The sequence below is a fragment of the Methylobacterium terricola genome, from assembly GCF_006151805.1.
Taxonomy (GTDB): Bacteria; Pseudomonadota; Alphaproteobacteria; order Rhizobiales; family Beijerinckiaceae; genus Methylobacterium; species Methylobacterium terricola.
On the sequence record NZ_VDDA01000010.1, the window covers coordinates 181,278 to 197,954 of the forward strand.

At 73.3% G+C, this 16,677-nt stretch carries 15 protein-coding genes; 9 read left to right on the top strand and 6 right to left on the bottom strand.

Features of this window, described 5'->3' with window-relative positions; translation table 11 throughout:
- The first annotated feature begins 5 nt into the window (after positions 1 to 5).
- The 3 genes from FF100_RS21065 (at position 6) to FF100_RS21075 (ending at position 4,345) form a co-directional block, all read left to right on the top strand.
- A complete protein-coding gene (locus FF100_RS21065) occupies positions 6 to 3,461 on the top strand; it encodes an indolepyruvate ferredoxin oxidoreductase family protein (RefSeq protein ID WP_139037701.1) in 3,456 nt (1,151 codons plus the stop codon).
- 97 nt (positions 3,462 to 3,558) lie between these two features.
- Positions 3,559 to 3,774 carry a DUF2842 domain-containing protein gene (locus FF100_RS21070; RefSeq protein WP_139037702.1) on the top strand — a complete coding sequence of 72 codons (216 nt, stop codon included), beginning with the start codon at positions 3,559 to 3,561 and terminating at the stop codon, positions 3,772 to 3,774.
- A gap of 205 nt (positions 3,775 to 3,979) precedes the next feature.
- Positions 3,980 to 4,345 (top strand): hypothetical protein, encoded by a 366-nt coding sequence (locus FF100_RS21075; RefSeq protein WP_139037703.1) that lies wholly within the window; start codon positions 3,980 to 3,982, stop codon positions 4,343 to 4,345.
- 4 nt (positions 4,346 to 4,349) lie between these two features.
- Here FF100_RS21075 and FF100_RS21080 read toward each other — a convergent pair whose 3' ends face one another.
- A complete protein-coding gene (locus tag FF100_RS21080) occupies positions 4,350 to 5,405 on the bottom strand; it encodes a polysaccharide deacetylase family protein (protein ID WP_139037704.1) in 1,056 nt (351 codons plus the stop codon).
- 114 nt (positions 5,406 to 5,519) lie between these two features.
- Here FF100_RS21080 and FF100_RS21085 point away from each other — a divergent pair, with 114 nt between their 5' ends.
- The gene (locus FF100_RS21085) at positions 5,520 to 6,701 is read left to right on the top strand and encodes a GNAT family N-acetyltransferase (protein WP_139037705.1); all 1,182 of its coding nucleotides are present in this window, start codon (positions 5,520 to 5,522) and stop codon (positions 6,699 to 6,701) included.
- 4 nt (positions 6,702 to 6,705) lie between these two features.
- Here FF100_RS21085 and cobT read toward each other — a convergent pair whose 3' ends face one another.
- Positions 6,706 to 7,770: a nicotinate-nucleotide--dimethylbenzimidazole phosphoribosyltransferase gene (cobT, locus tag FF100_RS21090; RefSeq protein ID WP_139037706.1), complete on the bottom strand. Its 1,065-nt coding sequence runs from the start codon at positions 7,768 to 7,770 to the stop codon at positions 6,706 to 6,708.
- Positions 7,771 to 7,894: 124 nt separating this feature from the next.
- On the opposite strand from cobT, the gene cobS reads away from it, so the two are divergent.
- From cobS to FF100_RS21105, 3 genes are read left to right on the top strand one after another with little or no spacing between them, the layout of a single operon-like run.
- Positions 7,895 to 8,767: an adenosylcobinamide-GDP ribazoletransferase gene (cobS, locus tag FF100_RS21095; protein WP_139037707.1), complete on the top strand. Its 873-nt coding sequence runs from the start codon at positions 7,895 to 7,897 to the stop codon at positions 8,765 to 8,767.
- A complete protein-coding gene (locus tag FF100_RS21100; RefSeq protein ID WP_171070278.1) occupies positions 8,767 to 8,994 on the top strand; it encodes a DUF1289 domain-containing protein in 228 nt (75 codons plus the stop codon). The genes cobS and FF100_RS21100 overlap by 1 nt, the downstream gene beginning before the upstream one ends.
- A 3-nt stretch (positions 8,995 to 8,997) precedes the next feature.
- Entirely contained in the window at positions 8,998 to 9,696 is a 699-nt protein-coding gene (locus tag FF100_RS21105; protein WP_139037708.1) for a retropepsin-like aspartic protease family protein, read from the top strand.
- A gap of 93 nt (positions 9,697 to 9,789) precedes the next feature.
- On the opposite strand, the gene FF100_RS21110 is transcribed toward FF100_RS21105, so the two are convergent.
- The 4 genes from FF100_RS21110 to FF100_RS21125 all read right to left on the bottom strand — a co-directional run bounded on the left by FF100_RS21110 (position 9,790) and on the right by FF100_RS21125 (position 15,157).
- On the bottom strand, positions 9,790 to 10,665 hold the full coding sequence (locus FF100_RS21110; RefSeq protein WP_139037709.1) for a helix-turn-helix domain-containing GNAT family N-acetyltransferase: 876 nt from the start codon (positions 10,663 to 10,665) through the stop codon (positions 9,790 to 9,792).
- A 133-nt stretch (positions 10,666 to 10,798) separates the two neighbouring features.
- Complete coding sequence (locus tag FF100_RS21115; RefSeq protein WP_139037710.1) at positions 10,799 to 11,602, bottom strand: Bax inhibitor-1/YccA family protein; 804 nt, start codon at positions 11,600 to 11,602, stop codon at positions 10,799 to 10,801.
- A 235-nt stretch (positions 11,603 to 11,837) separates the two neighbouring features.
- The gene (locus FF100_RS21120) at positions 11,838 to 14,456 is read right to left on the bottom strand and encodes an ABC transporter permease (protein WP_139037711.1); all 2,619 of its coding nucleotides are present in this window, start codon (positions 14,454 to 14,456) and stop codon (positions 11,838 to 11,840) included.
- 5 nt (positions 14,457 to 14,461) lie between these two features.
- Positions 14,462 to 15,157, bottom strand: coding sequence for an ABC transporter ATP-binding protein (locus FF100_RS21125; protein WP_139037745.1), 696 nt, complete (start codon positions 15,155 to 15,157; stop codon positions 14,462 to 14,464).
- A 172-nt stretch (positions 15,158 to 15,329) separates the two neighbouring features.
- Between FF100_RS21125 and FF100_RS21130 the strand changes: the two genes are divergently transcribed.
- Both FF100_RS21130 and thpR read left to right on the top strand, forming a co-directional pair.
- Positions 15,330 to 15,953 (top strand): arylesterase, encoded by a 624-nt coding sequence (locus tag FF100_RS21130; RefSeq protein ID WP_246102194.1) that lies wholly within the window; start codon positions 15,330 to 15,332, stop codon positions 15,951 to 15,953.
- A 4-nt stretch (positions 15,954 to 15,957) separates the two neighbouring features.
- The gene (gene thpR, locus FF100_RS21135) at positions 15,958 to 16,512 is read left to right on the top strand and encodes an RNA 2',3'-cyclic phosphodiesterase (protein WP_139037712.1); all 555 of its coding nucleotides are present in this window, start codon (positions 15,958 to 15,960) and stop codon (positions 16,510 to 16,512) included.
- Positions 16,513 to 16,677 lie beyond the last annotated feature (165 nt).

Below are 16,677 nucleotides of genomic sequence, written 5' to 3' on the forward strand. Positions count from 1 at the left end.
CGCCGATGCCCGAGCTCGACCGCGCCTACCGCCTCGACGACCGCTTCGATCGCACGACCGGCCGGGCCTACCTGACCGGCACGCAGGCCCTGGTGCGGCTCCTCCTGGCGCAAGCAGCGATCGACCGCCGCGACGGCCTGAACACCGCCGGCCTCGTATCCGGCTATCGCGGCTCGCCCCTCGGCGCCGTCGACCAGGAATTGTGGCGCGCCAAGGACCGGCTCGCGGCGGCCGGCATCCGCTTCCAGCCGGGCATCAACGAGGATCTCGCGGCGGCGGCCTTGCTCGGCAGCCAGCGGGTGGCGCTCGATCCGGCCGCCACCGTCGAGGGGGTGTTCGGCCTCTGGTACGGCAAGGGCCCGGGGGTCGACCGTTCCGGCGACGCGCTCAAGCACGGCAACGCCTATGGCAGTTCCCGTCGGGGCGGCGTGCTGGTCGTCGCCGGCGACGACCACGGCTGCGTCTCCTCGTCGATGTCGCACCAGAGCGACCTGGCGCTCGCCGCCTGGCACCTGCCGGTGATCCACCCGGGCTCGATCGCCGAGTACGAGGCGTTCGGCTTGTGGGGCTTTGCCGCCTCGCGCTTTTCCGGCGCCTGGGTCGGGTTCAAGGCGATCTCCGAGGTGGTGGAGGGGGCAGCCTCGGTCGATCTCGCGCCGTTGCCGCACTTCGCCGCACCGGATTTCACCCCGCCTCCCGGCGGCCTGCATATCCGCTGGCCCGACCTGCCGAGCCTCGCCATCGAGGCGCGGGCCCTGAACAAGCTCGATGCGGTGCGCGCCTTCGCCCGGGCCACCCCCCTCGACCGGCTGGTGGTGGCACCCGAGCGGCCGCGGCTCCTCGTCGTCACCGTCGGCAAGGCCCATGGCGATGCGATGGAAGCGTTCCGCCTGCTTGGCTACGGCCCGGATGCGCTCGCGGCCGGCGGCGTCGCGGTGCTGAAGGTCGGCCTCGTCCATCCCCTCGACAGCGCCCGGATCGCCGGCCTCGCGGCGGGCGTCGAGACGGTGCTGGTGATCGAGGAGAAGGCGGCGCTGGTCGAGCGCCAGCTGCGCGACGGCCTCTACGATCTCCCGGGGGACCGGCGCCCGCGCATCCTCGGCAAGCGCGACGCGAGCGGCGCGCCCCTGGTGCCGGACGTCGAGGAGCTGCGGCCTTCGCGCCTCGCCGGCCTCCTGGCGGAGGCCCTGCGCGGCCTCGGCCTTGCGGTGCACGAGCCGGATGCCGTCCCGGCCGCCCCCGCCTCCGGGCCGTTGCCGGTCCGCACGCCCTACTTCTGCTCCGGCTGCCCGCACAACACCTCGACCCGGGTGCCGGAGGGCTCGCAGGCGCGGGCCGGCATCGGCTGCCACTTCATGGCGAACTGGATGGAGCGCGACACCACCGGCATCGTGCCGATGGGCGCCGAGGGCGTCGACTGGACCGGCCAGGCACCGTTCACCCGCCAGGCCCACGTGTTCCAGAATCTCGGCGACGGCACCTACTTCCATTCCGGCCACGCGGCGATCCGGCAGGCAGTCGCGAGCGGGGCGAACATCACCTACAAGATCCTGTACAACGACGCGGTCGCGATGACCGGCGGCCAGCCCGTCGATGGCGTGCTCACCGTGCCGCAGATCACCCGGCTGGTGGCGGCCGAGGGCGCGGCCCGGGTCGTTGTGGTCTCGGACGATCCCGACCGGGTGGCGCGGGCGGCGGCCCGCGACCCCCTCGGCGCGGGCGTCGCCGTGCATCACCGCGACGAGCTCGACGCGGTCCAGCGCAGCTTGCGCGACACGCCCGGCGTCACCGTGCTGGTCTATGACCAGACCTGCGCCACCGAGGCGCGCCGGCGGCGCAAGCGCGGCCTGGCCGCCCCCGTCGCGCGGCGCGCGGTCATCAACCCTCTCGTCTGCGAGGGCTGCGGCGATTGCCAGGCGAAGTCGAACTGCCTCTCGGTCGTCCCGGTCGAGACCGAGTTCGGGCGAAAGCGCGCCATCGACCAGACCGGCTGCAACAACGACCTGTCCTGCCTCAAGGGCTTCTGCCCGTCCTTCGTCACGCTGGACGGCGCGACGCCGCGTCGCCGGCCGGGCGTCGCGGTCGCCCCGGAGGCCGTCGCGGCCCGCGCCGCCGCGCTTCCTGAGCCCGACACGATGCTGGGCGGGGCGCCCTACGAGATCCTGGTCGCCGGCGTCGGCGGCACCGGTGTGGTGACGGTCGGTGCGCTGATCACCATGGCGGCGCATCTCGAGGGACGCGGCGCCAGCGTGCTCGACTTCATGGGCTTCGCCCAGAAGGGCGGGCAGGTGCTGTCCTTCGTGCGGCTCGCTGCCGATCCGTCCGCCCTCCATCAGGTGCGGATCGACCGCGGCCGGGCCGATGCGGTGCTGGCCTGCGACCTCGTGGTAGCGGCGAGCGCGGAGGCATCCGCGGTGATCGACCCCACCCGCACCCGCATCGTCGCCAACACCCACGAGATCCCGACCGGCACGACCCTGCGCGATCCGCATGCCCGCATCGACACCAGGATGCTCGAGAGCCTGCTCGCCCGCCGGGTCGGCGCCGGGGCATTGCGGAGCCTCGACGCCCAGGCGATGGCGGCGCGGCTGACCGGCGACGCGCAGGGAGCCAACGTGCTGCTCCTCGGCTTTGCGTGGCAATGCGGCCTCGTGCCGGTCTCCGGCGCCGCCCTCGACCAGGCGGTGGCGCTCAACGGCGTCGCGGTCCCGGGCAACCGCCTGGCGCTCGCCTGGGGCCGGCTGCTCGCCGCCGACCCGGCCTTCGTCGCGGCGCAGATCGCCCCGGAGGCGGCGCCGGCGCAGGACCTCGACGCGGTGATCGACCGGCGGGCGGAGCACCTCGCCGCCTACCAGGACGAGGCCTACGCGGCGCGCTACCGCGCCCGGGTCGAGGCCGTGCGGCAGCGGGCCGGCGACGGCCTGGCCGAGGCGGTCGCCCGCTCGCTGTTCCGGTTGATGGCGATCAAGGACGAGTACGAGGTGGCGCGCCTCCACTCGGACCCCGCCTTCCACGCCCGCCTCTCGGAGGAATTCGAGGGGCCGGGCTCCGGCGGGCGCGTGCGCCCGACCTTCCACCTCGCCCCGCCCCTCCTCGCCCGGACCCGCCCCGGCGAATCCGAGCCGCGCAAGATCGCTTTCGGGCCGTGGGTGCTGCCGGTGCTGCGCGGGATCGCCGCCCTGAAGATCCTGCGCGGCCGGCGCTTCGATCCCTTGGCGCTGATCGCCGAGCAGCGGGCGGTGCTCGCGACCTATGAGGCGCAGATCGATGCGGCACTCGCCCTCGTCGGCCGGGCCGACCCGACGATGTTGCGCGACCTTCTCGGGGCGCCGGAGGCGATCCGCGGCTTCGGCCCGGTCAAGGCCCGGGCGATCGCGGCGTGGCGCACGCGCAGCGAAGCGCTGCTGGCGGCGGCCCGGGCGGGGAACGATACAGGAGCGCCGCTGTCGCGGGCGGGGTAGGCCGATGCCGCCGGCCTGCGTCGGACCGGCGGATTGCGGCGGGGTGACGCCTCGCGTAGGCGGTATCGCACGACTGCCACCGCCACAGGTTGCCCCCATGCGCCGCCGGACCCGTTCCCTCCTCGGGGCGATCGCGATGATCGCCTTCGTGATCGTCTACGCCCCCCTCGCCATGGCGCTCGCCGACAGCCGCATCGCGGAGACGCCGGCCGTGGTGCAGTCGGTGCTGTACGCGATCCTCGGCATCGCCTGGATCTTCCCGCTGATGCCGCTGATCCGCTGGATGGAACGGCCCGACCGCGATCCCACCTGAGCTTTTTTTCCCGGGGAATCATCCCGGGACTCGCGATGGAGGCCGCGTGGCGCTTGAGCGGGGCCGTAAACCGTATGAGGGTGTGAACCGTCTGGTTAACGCCGGCTTTTCGCCCAAAATGGCTGCCAGAGACCGGGATGCGGCCCTCCGGCTTCGCGCTCCCGCCCCGTGCACCGATCGAACCTCGCAAGGCAGCCCCAGGCCCATGCGCCACGCGCTCGCGCTCTTCCTCCTTCTCGGCCCCCTCGCCGGCGGCGCCCTGGCGCAGGGTGCGCCGCGCTCCGTCGGCGATTGCGAGCGCATCAAGGGCGATCTCGCCTATAACCAGTGCCTGTCGCTGTTCGGCCCCGCCGCGAAGAGCCTCGCGGCGGCGGCAGCCTCCGCAGCATCGGCGGCGGCGACCGCGATCCCGCGCCTGCCCGAGCCGCCGGCCCTGGGCGAGGCCGCCGAGCCGGCGCCCCGCGGCCGCCGCGGCTGGACCCGTCGCCTGCGCGGCGGACGGCAGAGCGCGACCTTCGCGGTCATCAGCGGGGGCGAGCGCCGGCATCACCGCCGCCGGCGCCACCGCTGACGCCTCACGCCACGTCGAGCCGCCGGAAGCGGTTCCAGGCCAGGAACGGCACACCCGACAAAAGCGCGCGCAAGGCCGCGTCGCTCTGGAAGCAGCCATTGACCGAGACCCGCGGCAACGCGTGCAGGTGCGCGGCGTGGCCGGGGAAGAGGTGGCCGGGCCGCGTCGTCACGGCGGTGCGGTAGCCGGCCTCGCGGGCGAGCGCGAAGTCCCGCGCCCCGGCCGAGCCGGGATCGCCGACCGGGTAGGAGAAATGCTCCGGCACCCGGCCAAGCAAGGCGGCGAGCCGGTCCCGTCCCTCGACGATCTCGCGCCGGGCGAACGCCTCGTCGTGCTTGGCGAGCATCGGGTGCGACAGGGTGTGGGCGGCGAGCGTCACCGCCTCGTCGCGGGCGAGCTCCCGCAGCTCGGGAGCCGACAGGCACAATTCGCCGGCGATCCGCTCCGCCGCGAGTCCCGCCTCGAGGCAGAGCCGCAGGGTCGCGGCGCGTAAGCTCTCCTCCGGCCCGGCCCGCAGGGCGCGGTAGGCTTCCGCGAAGGCGGCCGATTTCTGGGCATCGCCGACGGCGGCGAGGTCGAGCCCGACCTCCGGCAGGCGCACCCGGTCGAGGGCGCCAATCGCCCGTTCGAGCTCGATCCACCACAGCCGCCCGGTCCCGGCGGCGAAATCGTGGGTGACGAACAGGGTCCAGGGCGCGCCGTGGCGGTGCAGGACCGGGGCCGCGTGCTCGAGGTTGTCGCGGTAGCCGTCATCGAAGGTCAGCACCGCGAAGGGCGGTCCGTCCTCGCCGAGGAGCCGCGGCACATCGGACAGCGCAACGATCGCGAAGCCGCGCGCCCGCAGGGCGGTCAGCGTGCGGTCGAGGAAGGCCGGGGTGATCGCGAGCAGGCGGTTCGGCGCGTAGGCGCCCGGCGGCGGCTCGTCCGGCCGGACGTGGTGGAAGGTCAGGATCACGCCGCGGCCGCGGGCAACCGGCGCGAGCCAGCGGTCGGACCCCGTGGCCGCGATGGCGGCGAAGCCGGCATGGAACAGGCGGTGGCGAGCGGTGGCGGAGAGCATGACCGCATCCTCACCACGGTCGGCGAAAGCTTCGTTACGCCGTTTGCGGATTCTGCACGCTTGCCCGGTACCTCATGGGAAGGCCATGCGAGGGCGGGGCGCGAGGGCGGGGCGATGGGCGGGAGCGTGCAACTCGCGGCGGACGGGGCGGCGGCCGAGTCCGCGCCGGCGGTCGGGCTGAGGCCGGAGATCTTCTCGAGCCTCGCAGCGGCGGAAGGTCCGTGGCGCGCCCTCGAAGCGCTGCCCGGCGTCGTGATGACGCCCTACCAGCGCTTCGACTGGGTGAACGCCTTCGCCGCGGCCCTGCCCGGCAATGCCCGCCCCTGCCCGGTGCTGCTGCGCGACGCCGACGGCCGGCCCCGGGCGCTGCTGCCGCTGGCGGTGAAGCGCGAAGCCGGCATCCGGGTCGCCCGGGTGATCGGCGGCCGCCACGCGAACTACCACATGCCGGTCTTCGCCGGCCCCGACGCCGCCGCCCTGCCGGGCGCGGCCTACCGTCAGGCCCTGGCGCAAGGAGGGCGCCGCGCCGGGATCGACGTGATCCACCTCGTCGACCAGCCGCGCCTGTGGAACGGAGTGGCGAACCCGCTGGCGGAAGGCCCGGCCTCGCCGAGCGACGGCTACGGCCTGGCGCTCGCGGCCGATCCGGACGCGGTGCTCAAGCGCGTCATGAGCGGTGATGCGCGACGCAAGCTGCGCCAGAAGGAGAAGTGGCTGGTTGCCGCCCATGGCCCGGTGGAGCACCACGTCGCGGGCGACGCCGCGGAGGGCGAGGCGATCCTCGCCGCCTACCTCGCCCAGAAGGCGGAGCGCTTCGCCCAGCTCGGGATCAGCGATCCCTTCGCCGACCCGTCGGCGCGGCGCTTCCTCGCCGAGGCGCACCGGGCCGGCGCCCTGGAGCTGCATTCCTTGCGCACGCAGGCCGGGCGCGTCCTCGCGACCTTCGTGGGCGCCGTCGATGCGCACCGCTTCAGCGGCATGCTGACCTCGTTCGATCCCGATCCCGCGCTCGCCCGGTTCAGCCCCGGCGACCTGCTGCTCCAGTCACTGATCCGCGACCAGGCGCTCAGGGGCCGCACCGCCCTCGACCTCGGCGTCGGCGAGGCGCGCTACAAGGCCAGCGTCTGCGACGAGACCATCGGCCTCGTCGACGCGGTGCTGCCGGTGAGCCTGCGCGGCCGGGCCTTCGGGCTCGCCGCGGAGGCGGGCGGGCGCCTGAAGCGGCGGATCAAGCGTGATCCGCGGCTCTGGGCGCTGGTCGGGCGGGTGCGCAAGGCGATGGCGAGGTCGGCCTGAGGGCTCAGGCGGTCGGCCCCGACACCCCCGCCTGGGCGAAGGTCGCCATCTCCCGGTGGCAGGCCACCGCCGCCTTGACGACCCCGAGCGCGAGGGCCGCGCCGCTGCCCTCGCCAAGGCGAAGCCCGAGGTCGAGGAGCGGGCGCAAGCCCAGGCGCTCCAGCACCGCGGCGTGATCGCCCTCCGCCGAGACGTGGCCGGCGAGGCAGTGGTCCAGCGCCCGCGGATCGATGGCGTGAAGCAGGGACGCCGCGGCGGTCGAGACGTAGCCGTCGATCACCACCGGGACCCGCTGCAGCCGCGCGGCCAGGATCGCACCGGCCATGGCGGCGATCTCGCGGCCGCCGAGGCGGGCCATCACGGCGAGCGGATCGTCGAGATGGCCCTGGTGGCAGGCGAGCGCCGCCTCCACCGCGGCGACCTTGCGGGCATGGCCGGCCTCGTCGATGCCGGTGCCGCGGCCGACCCACCGGGCCGGCTCGCCGCCATAGAGCGCGGCGTAGATCGCCGCCGCCACCGTGGTGTTGCCGATTCCCATCTCGCCGACGGCAAGGCCGTCGGTCCCGGCCGCCACGGCCTCCATGCCGAACGCCATGGTGGCGACGCAGGCCTTCTGGGTCATCGCCGGCTCGACCGTGATGTCGCCGGTCGGCATGTCGAGGGCGAGATCGAACACCTTGAAGCCGAGGCCGTAGGCGGCGCAGATCTGGTTGATCGCCGCGCCCCCGGCGGCGAAATTGTCGAGCATCTGGCGGTTGACCGCCGACGGATAGGCTGAGACGCCCCGCTCCGCGACGCCGTGGCTGCCGGCGAAGACGCAGACCAGCGGCCGGTCGAGGCTCGGCGGCGCCTTGCCCTGCCAGGCGGCCATCCAGGCGGCGAGGAATTCGAGCCGGCCGAGGCTGCCGGCGGGCTTGGTCAGCAGCGAGTCCCGGGCCGAGACCTCGGCGGCGGCGGCCTCGTCCGGCCCCGGCATGGTGGCGATCAGGCGGCGGATGTCGTCGAACGGCGTGGCGTCGGCCGGGATGCCGGCGGTCGGCGAGGGGGCGTCGGTGGGGATGTCGGCCATGGCGAGCGTGTCCTGCGGGGGCAACCCCGCATGCGGGGCTATCGTGCCGCGAGCAGATACAGCAAAATGGCCGGACGGGGCGACTCCGTGCTCGCAGGTCGATGGCGTCGGGATATCGTGAGTGATGGCGGCTGAGACGAGCGCCGGGCCGGGCCGCGCCGACCCTGACCCCGACGACGCGTTCGAGCCGCCCCCGCCGCGTTCCGGGCCGTGGCCGCCGCTCGCCGATCTCGCCGCCTGCCTGCGCTTCTACAGCCGCCTGCCGGTGCCGGCGCTGCCGGGCGAGACCGACCGTCACGCCGCGCCCGACTTCCGCACCGTGCCCCGGATGCTACCGCTGGCCGGCCTGGTGATCGGGCTCCCCGGCGCCGTGGCGCTGGCCTCCGCCCTGGCGCTCGGCCTCGGGCCGTTCCTCGCCGCGACCCTGGCGCTGACCTTCGCCACCCTGGCCACCGGGGCGCTGCACGAGGACGGGCTCGCCGACGTCGCGGATGGGTTCGGCGGTGGGCTGACGGCCGCCCGGCGCCTCGAGATCATGCGCGACAGCCGCATCGGCGCCTACGGGGCCGCCGCCTTGATCCTGTCCTACGCCCTGCGCATCGGCGCCCTGGCGACCTTGGCCGACCGGCTCGGCTGGCGCGTCGCCGTGGTGTTCCTCGCTGCCGCTGCCCTGTCGCGCACCGCCGCCCTGTGGCCGCTCTGCCGGCTGCCGCCTGCCCGTCCGGACGGCGCCGCCCACGCGGTCGGCCGGCCGACGGGCCGGACCCACGCCACCGCGTGGGTCCTCTGCCTCGCCGTGCTGGCCCTCGCCGGCCTCCTCGGCCTGCCCTGGCTCGGCCTGTGCCTCGCCGGCCTCCTCGCCTTCGTGGCCGCCTGGACGCTCACCCGGATGGCCGCCCGCCTCGTCGGCGGCCAGACCGGCGACGTGATCGGGGCGAGCCAGCAGATGGCCGAGATCGCCGCCCTCCTCGCCCTCGTGATCGCGATTCCCGCCTGATGCCCGTCTCGTCTCCCCGTCCGTCCAGTCCCTGCATCCGCCTCTGCGTCCTCGATCCCGCCACCGGCCTGTGCGAGGGCTGCGGCCGTACCGGCGACGAGATCGGCGCCTGGGGCTCCCTGTCCGAGGCCGAGCGGCTGCGGATCATGGCGATCCTGCCAGGCCGCCTCGCCGCCGCCGCATCCGGGCCGGTGGCGATGCCGGACCCGGCCGCCGCCCTGGCCTGACCGGTGCCGGGCGCCGTCGGCATCGGGTTCCTGCTCCTCGCCTGCGCCGCCGCCTGGGCGCATCTCGGCGGGCGCGAGGTCGCGGGCCTGCGGCCCGACGAGGCCGCCGGCCTCGCCGGCCTCGTCGCCGTTGCCCTGCTGGTGCTGAACGGCGTCGGTCACCGGTTCCGGTCGGGTTTCGGGGAGGGGCTGCTCGCGCTGCTGGTCTGGGGCCTGATCGGTGCCGGGGGCGCCGTGCTCTACGTCCATCGCGACCAGGCGCGGGACATGGCGTTCCGGACGCTGGCCGAGATGAACCCGGGCCAGCCGGTCTCCCGGACCGGCGACGAGGTGGTGATCGCCCGCCGGGTCGATGGCGGCTTCACCGTGCAGGCCAAGGTCAACGGCCGGGTCGAGGCGTTCGTCTTCGATACCGGCGCGAGCGCCGTGGTGCTCACTGCCGAGAGCGCCGCGGCGCTCGGCATCCGCCCGAGCGCCGCGGCCTACCGGGTCCAGGTCCAGACCGCCAACGGCCGCACCGCGGCGGCGCCGGTGGTGCTCGACTCGGTGGCGGTCGGCCCGATCAGCGAGACCCGGGTGGCCGCCCTGGTGACGCGGCCGGGCGCCTTGAGCGTCAACCTGCTCGGAATGAGCTTCCTGGAGCGGCTGGCCTCGTACGAGGTGCGGGGAAGCCGGCTGATCCTGCGCGGGGCGCGGGGGTGACGGCCCCTCATCGACGCCCTCCCGATCATGCCGGGGCTCGACGACGTCGAGAACCCGGGACGACGAGAGTGTCAGGACTGCCGGAGCGCCCCGCTACACCCGCTTCTCGAAGAAGAAATCCGGATACGGATCGTCGTTGAAGCGCTCGATCTCGACCCATCCGGTGCGGCGGTAGAGCTGCAGCGCCTCGGTGAGCGCGCTGTTCGAATCCAGCTGCAGGGTCGTGATCGCGAGATCCCGCGCCGCATCTTCCGCCGCACGCATCAGCCGCCGGGCAAGGCCGAGGCCGCGGGCGGAGGGGCAGACCCAGAGGCGCTTGATCTCGGCCACCTCGCCGCCCTTCCCCTTCAGGCCGACGCATCCGATCGGCATCCCGTCCGACAGCGCGACCAGGAAGGCGCCGCGCGGCCGCATCATGTCGGCGGCCTCCGGATCGCGGGAGAGCGCGACGTCGAACCCGGTCGCGAGCCGCCGCCCGAGTTCGGCGTAATACGCGGTCAGACAGGAGACGGCCGTTGCGGCGCGCGGGTCGCATTCCTCGATCGCGATCCGCTCGCGGCCGAGCGCCGTGGCGACGAGGTCCATGGCGCGCAACAGCTCCTCGGCGCGCGGGAAGCGCTCGACCAGGGACGCGGCCTGTGCGTTCGACAGGGCCTCGTAGGCGACAAACTCCTTGCGGCCAGCCTCGGTCAGAGCGGCGACCCGGCGGCGCGCATCGGAGGGGTGAGGCAGCGTCACAACCAGCCCCTCCTCCTCCAGGCCGCGCAGGAGCCGGCTCAACAATCCGGAATCGAGCCCGAGATAGTCGCGCAGGGCGCCGACATCGCCGCGCCCATGCCCGATGCCGTTGAGCACCCGGGCCGCCCCGAGGGGACGGCCGCGGCCGAGGAACGAGGTATCGAGAGCCCCGACCTCGGCGGTCACGGCCCGGTTGAAGCGGCGGATGCGGGATACGGCGTCGTGGAGCATATGTCTGACCTAAGTCAGATAAATCGCGCCGTCAATCGCCCTTGCTCCACCCACGAAAAAACCCCGGCCGTTTCCGGCCGGGGCTTCGCGTCCTGTGGAGGCCGAGGCAGCGATCCGCCCCAGTCCCGATGCCTTAGTTGTTCCGGTTGCCCATCAGCGAGAGCAGGAACTGGAACATGTTGATGAAGTCCAGGTAAAGGGTCAGCGCGCCGACCACCGACACCTTCGCGGCGGTCTCGCCGTCGAAGTTGCCGTAGAGGTACATCTCCTTGAGCTTCTGCGTGTCGTACGCGGTCAGGCCGGCGAAGATCAGGACGCCGATGACCGAGATCGCGAACTGAAGCGCGCTCGACGCCAGGAAGATGTTGACCAGGCTGGCGATGACGAGACCGATCAGGCCCATCACCAGGAACGAGCCGATGCCCGAGAGGCTGCGGGTCGTCGTGTAGCCGTAGAGGCTCAACCCGCCGAAGGCGGCCGCGGTGATGAAGAAGACCTGGACCACGCTCGCGCCGGTGTAGCGGATGAGCAGCGTCGAGAGCGACGCACCCATCACCGCCGCGAAGGCGAAGAAGGTGGTGCGGGCCGACGAGGCCGACATCCGGTCCATCCGGAACGAGAACAGGAAGATGAAGGCGAGCGGCGCGAGCGCGATCACCCACATCAGCGGCGTGGCGTAGAGCGTGCGGCCGAAGCTGGTCAGCGGGATCGAGCCGATCCGCGCCACCGCATCCGCCTGCGAGGTCGCCACCGCGAGCTTGTTGATGCCGATCGCCACCAGCCCCGAGATGCCGAGGCCGACGATCATGTTGTTGTAGACGCCGAGCATGAACGCGCGCAGGCCCTGGTCGACCTGGACCTGGCTCTGGGCGTAGCCCGTGGGGCCCCCGAAGCCGCTCGCGTTGCCCTGCCGGAACGGGCTGTTCTCGAATGCCATGGGAGATTCCTTCGGAAGCTCTCTAGCGTGGATGTTCCTGGTGCGAGGTTCCTACGCGACCCTCGGACGCTCAACGCGTCGAACCGGCATCCGCTCCCTCGCGGGTCCGTCTGCCTTGACGGGAATATGTGGGGTGGAGGCAGCGCGCACAAGGGCGTGAGCGGATCCGACTTCCGTCGGAATCCGGTCAAACCCAAGGTCAATCCGCCGCAGGCGGCACGCGGGATTAACTATCCTACAGATTTCGTAGGTACTGCGCCGGCTTCTGGCTCAAGATGCGCCAGGTGCCGGCAAGCCCCAGGACGATCGCCACCACGACCGCCAGGACGGCCGCAAGCAGCGCCCCCGAGAGGTCGAGGGCGAAATCGAGACGCATGACCTTCGTCAGGATCACCCAGCCGGCCAGCGTGCCGGCGGCGAGGCCGAACAAAGCCGTGGCGAGACCGAGCGCGCCGTACTCCATCGTGTAGGCGAAGAGCAGCCGCGCCCGGGTCGCGCCGAGGGTCTTGAGCACCACCGCGTCGTAGAGCCGGGCGCGATGGCCGGCGGCGAGCGCGCCGGCCAGCACGAACAGGCTGGTGGCGATCGCCACCGCGCTGGCGCCGCGGATCGCGAAGACGAGCTTGGCCACGAGGTCGTTGACCGCGTCGAGGGCGTCCTTCACCCGCACGCTGCTCACCGAGGGAAATTCCTTGGCGGCGTCGCGCAGGATCCGGGCCTCCAGGGCGGCGTCCGGCCCCTCGGGCAGGGTCAGGGTCGCGAGGTCGCTGTGCGGCGCACCCCGGAAGGTGCCGGGCGAGAACACCATCACGAAGTTGATGCCGAGGTTGCGCCACTCGACGTGACGCAGGTTGGCGATGGTGACGGTCAGGCTTCGCCCGAGCACGTTGACGGTGACCGTGTCGCCGACCTTGAGCTTCAGGCTGCGGGCGAGCTGGTCGTCGAAGGAGACGAGCGGCTTGCCCGCCTCCTCGCCCTTCCACCACCGGCCGGCCGTGATGGTCGAGCCGTCCGGCAGATCCTCGGCGTAGGTGATGCCGCGATCGCCGTCGAGCACCCAGGCGGCGTCCTCGCCGGCCTTGACCTGCCCCGCCGCCACGCCGTTCAGCGCGGTGATCCGCCCGCGCATCATCGGCACCCGCTCGATCTTGCCCCGCGGTGCGGCGCGCCCGAGGAACTGGTCGAAGGCCTCCGCGTCGCGGCTCGGAATGTCGAGGAAGAACAGGCTCGGCGCTCGCGCCGGCAGCGAGCGGGTCAGGGTCCGGGTGATGTTGGCGTCGATCAGGCTCAAGGTCACGAGCAGCGTGATCCCGAGGCCGAGCGACAGCACGATCGAGGGGGTGAGCGCCCCCGGCCGGTGCAGGTTGGCGAGCGCCAGGCGCGGCGCGGCCCTGGCCGGGCGCGGCAGGCGGCGGGCGAGCGCCATCAGCCCGGCGGCGACGAGGCGCAGCAACCCGAAGGCGAGGCCGGCCGCGGCGATGAAGATCAGCGCTACCCCGCGATCATAGGCGGTGGCGAGCGCGAGCCCCACGAGGCCGGCGAGCGCGAGCGCCAGGATACCCAGGTAGCGCGGCCGCGGCCAGCGCCGGTCGGGATCGACCGTGTCGCGGAACAGGCCCGAGACCGCGACGTCGTGGGCGCGGCCGAGCGGGCCGATCGCGAAGGCGAGCGCCGTCAGCACGCCGTAGAGGGCCGCCACGACGAGTTCGCCCGGCGCCAGCGTCGGGTTGAGCGGCAGCGGCAGCAGGGCGCCGAAGGCGGCATCGAGCGCGAAAGGCAGCACGGCGCCGACCACGAGGCCGGCCAGGATGCCGATCCCGGCGATCAGCATGACCTGCGTCAGATAGATGCCGACGACCTGGCGGCCGGGGGCGCCGAGGCTCTTGAGGGTCGCGATCGAGGCGCGCTTGCGCTCGACGAAGGCCCGCACCGCGTTGGCGACGCCGACGCCGCCGACGAGGAGCGCAGTGAGGCCGACCAGCGTGAGAAACTGCGTGAAGCGTTCGATGCTGCGGGCGAAGCGCGGATCGGCGTTGAGGCGCGACCGGATCTCCCAGCCCGCCTCGGGCAGGGCGGCCCTGGCCTCGCTCATGGTCCTCTCGACCGCCGCATCGTCGCCGCTCGGCAGCGTCACCCGGTAGACGAAGCGGTTGAGGCTGCCGGGCTGGACCAGCCCCGAGGCGCGGAGCGCGTCGAGCGACACCATCAGGCGCGGGCCGAAGCCGATGCCGCCGGCGATCTTGTCCGGTTCGCTCACCAGCTCGGTGCGCAGCACGATTTCGGCCCCGCCGATCGTCAGGCGGTCGCCGAGCTTGAGGTCGAGGCGCGCCAGCAGCGCCGGATCCGCGGCGGCGCCGTAGACGCCGTCGCGGGCCGCGAAGATCTCGGCGGGAGGCATCGGCGGCTGAGTGGTCAGTTCGCCGACCGCCGGGTAATCGGACCCGACCGCCTTCAGCTCGACGAGCGCCGCCCCCTTGTCCCCGGCCGACGCCATGGCGCGGGTGAAGCCCACCACCGAGACGCGGCCGCGCGCCTCGAGGAAGGCCCGTTCCTGCGGGCTCGCCTCGCGGTGGACCAGCCCGAAGGTGACGTCGCCGCCGAGGATCCGCCGCCCCTCGCGGGCGAGCCCGTCGGAGAGCGAGCGCGACAGCGAGGCCACGCCCGCGATGGTCATGACGCCGATGGCGATGCAGGCGAGCAGCACCGTGAAGCCGCGCAGGCCCCCGCGCAGCTCGCGAAGCGCGAGGCGCAGGGTGAGCGGCAGGCGCGAGGGTAGGAACGAGGGACCGCCGGGCGACATGCTGGGCGACGGACCGGGCGCGCCGCCGGCGAGGTTCGGAAGGCTTCCGTGCATCGCCGTTACGCGCTCACCGTCGTGTCGATCAGGCCCGAGCGCAGGCGCACCGTGCGGTCGCACAGGCGGGCGAGGCCGGGATCGTGGGTGACCAGGACCAGGGTCGCGCCGCGGTCGCGCTTGAGGGCGAAGAGCAGCTCGACGATCTGCGCGCCGGTCGCCTCGTCGAGGTTGCCGGTCGGCTCGTCGGCGACGAGGATCGCCGGCTCCGGGACCACCGCGCGGGCGATGGCGACGCGCTGCTGCTCGCCGCCCGACAGCTGAGCCGGGTAATGGTGCAGGCGGTGGCCGAGGCCGACCGCCTCCAGCTCCCGCGCCGCGCGCACCTGCGCATCCGGCGCATCGGCGAGTTCGAGCGGCAGCGCGACGTTCTCGAGCGCCGTCATGGTCGGGACGAGATGGAAGGACTGGAACACGATGCCGATGCGCCGGCCGCGGAACCGCGCCAGCGCATCCTCGTCGAGCCCGGCGAGGTCGGTGCCCTCGACCAGCACCCGCCCCGAATCCGGCCGCTCCAGCCCGGCCATGGTCATCAGCAGGGTCGACTTGCCCGAGCCCGAGGGACCGACGAGGCCGACCGCCTCGCCCGGCGCGACGGCGAGCGAGATGCCCTTGAGAATGTGGACCCGGGCGGCGCCGCGGCCGAGGCTGAGATCGACGCCGTCGAGCGCGATCGCCGGTCCGGTGGCCTTGTCGGTCATGGAGGGAAAGCCGATCTGTAGCGCGGCGGCCATGCGGGCCGCCGCCGGAGGTGACGTGTTGGGACGGACCTACGCAGGACAGGCGGCCCGTCGGCCCGATATGGGCCGCTCCAGGGTGGTTCGCCATGATGGCCGCCGCGCGGCGCTCGCATTTCTGATCGTTTCGCTGCTGATGACGCTCGTGACGCCGCTCCAAGCCCAGGAGGCTCCGAAGACCGCGACCAAGGGGCGCTCCCTGAACCTCGTCGCCCTCGGGGACAGCCTGACGGCGGGCTACGGCCTGCCGGCGGCGGCGGCCTTCCCGGTGCAGCTCGAAGCGGCGCTCAAGGCCCGCGGGCACGCGGTCGCGGTCGCCAATGCCGGCGTCTCGGGCGATACCGCGACCGGCGGGCTCGACCGGGTCGACTGGTCGGTGCCGGACGGGACCGACGGGGTCATCCTGGAGCTCGGCGCCAACGACATGCTGCGCGGCACCGACCCGGCGGTGACCGAGAAGGCGCTCGACGCGATCGTCGCCAGGCTGAAGGCCCGCGGCATCCCGGTGATGCTCGCCGGCATGCGGGCGGCGCCGAATCTCGGGCTCGATTACGGCAAGCGCTTCGACGCGATCTATCCGCGGCTCGCCGAGCGCTACGGCCTGATCCTGTATCCGTTCTTCCTCGACGGCATTGCCGGCGACCGCAGCCTCAATCTCGCCGACGGCCTGCACCCGACCAGGGATGGCGTCGCCAAGGTCGTGACCGGCATCCTGCCGAGCGTCGAGGATTTCCTGACGCGCCTGCGCAAGGGATCCTGATCCGATGCCGCGCCTGTTCACCGGGATCGAGGTCCCGCCCGAAACCGGACTCCGCTTGAGCGCCTTCCGGGGCGGCCTGCCCGGGGCGCGCTGGGTCGAGCCCTCGGATTACCACGTCACCCTGCGCTTCATCGGCGACGTCGATGGCGGGCTCGCCGAGGAGATCACCGAGGCGCTCGCCGGGATCCGGCCCCGCCCTCCCCTGACGCTCGCCCTCGACGCGCTGGCGGTGTTCGGCGGCGACAAGCCACATTCGCTCTTCGCCCGCGTGGTGCCCGATCCCGACCTCGCCGAGCTGCAGGCCGAGCACGAGCGCATCCTGCGCCAGCTCGGCGTCGCGCCCGATACGCGGCGCTTCACCCCTCACGTCACCCTGGCCCGGCTCAAGCGCGGCGCCGGTCCGGACGGGGTAGCGCAGTACCTGGCGATGCAGCCGGTCTTCCCGCCCGTGTCGTTCACGGCCCGGCGAGCCGCCCTGTACTCGGCGCGGGACTCGGTCGGCGGCGGGCCCTACGTGGTCGAGGCGGCCTATCCCCTGGCGGAGGAAGAAGAGCCGTGACGGCGCTCCGTCCCCGGGGCGGTACGTCCCCCGGGCGCAACTCCCCCCAAATAGGTGATGGTCAAAGCCTCCCATCGGCGTAGGCTTCAGCCACTGCCCCGATGACGGGCCCGCGCCCACGCCGTTCACCTCCACCATCGAACTTGGCGTGGGCGCTTCCTTGTC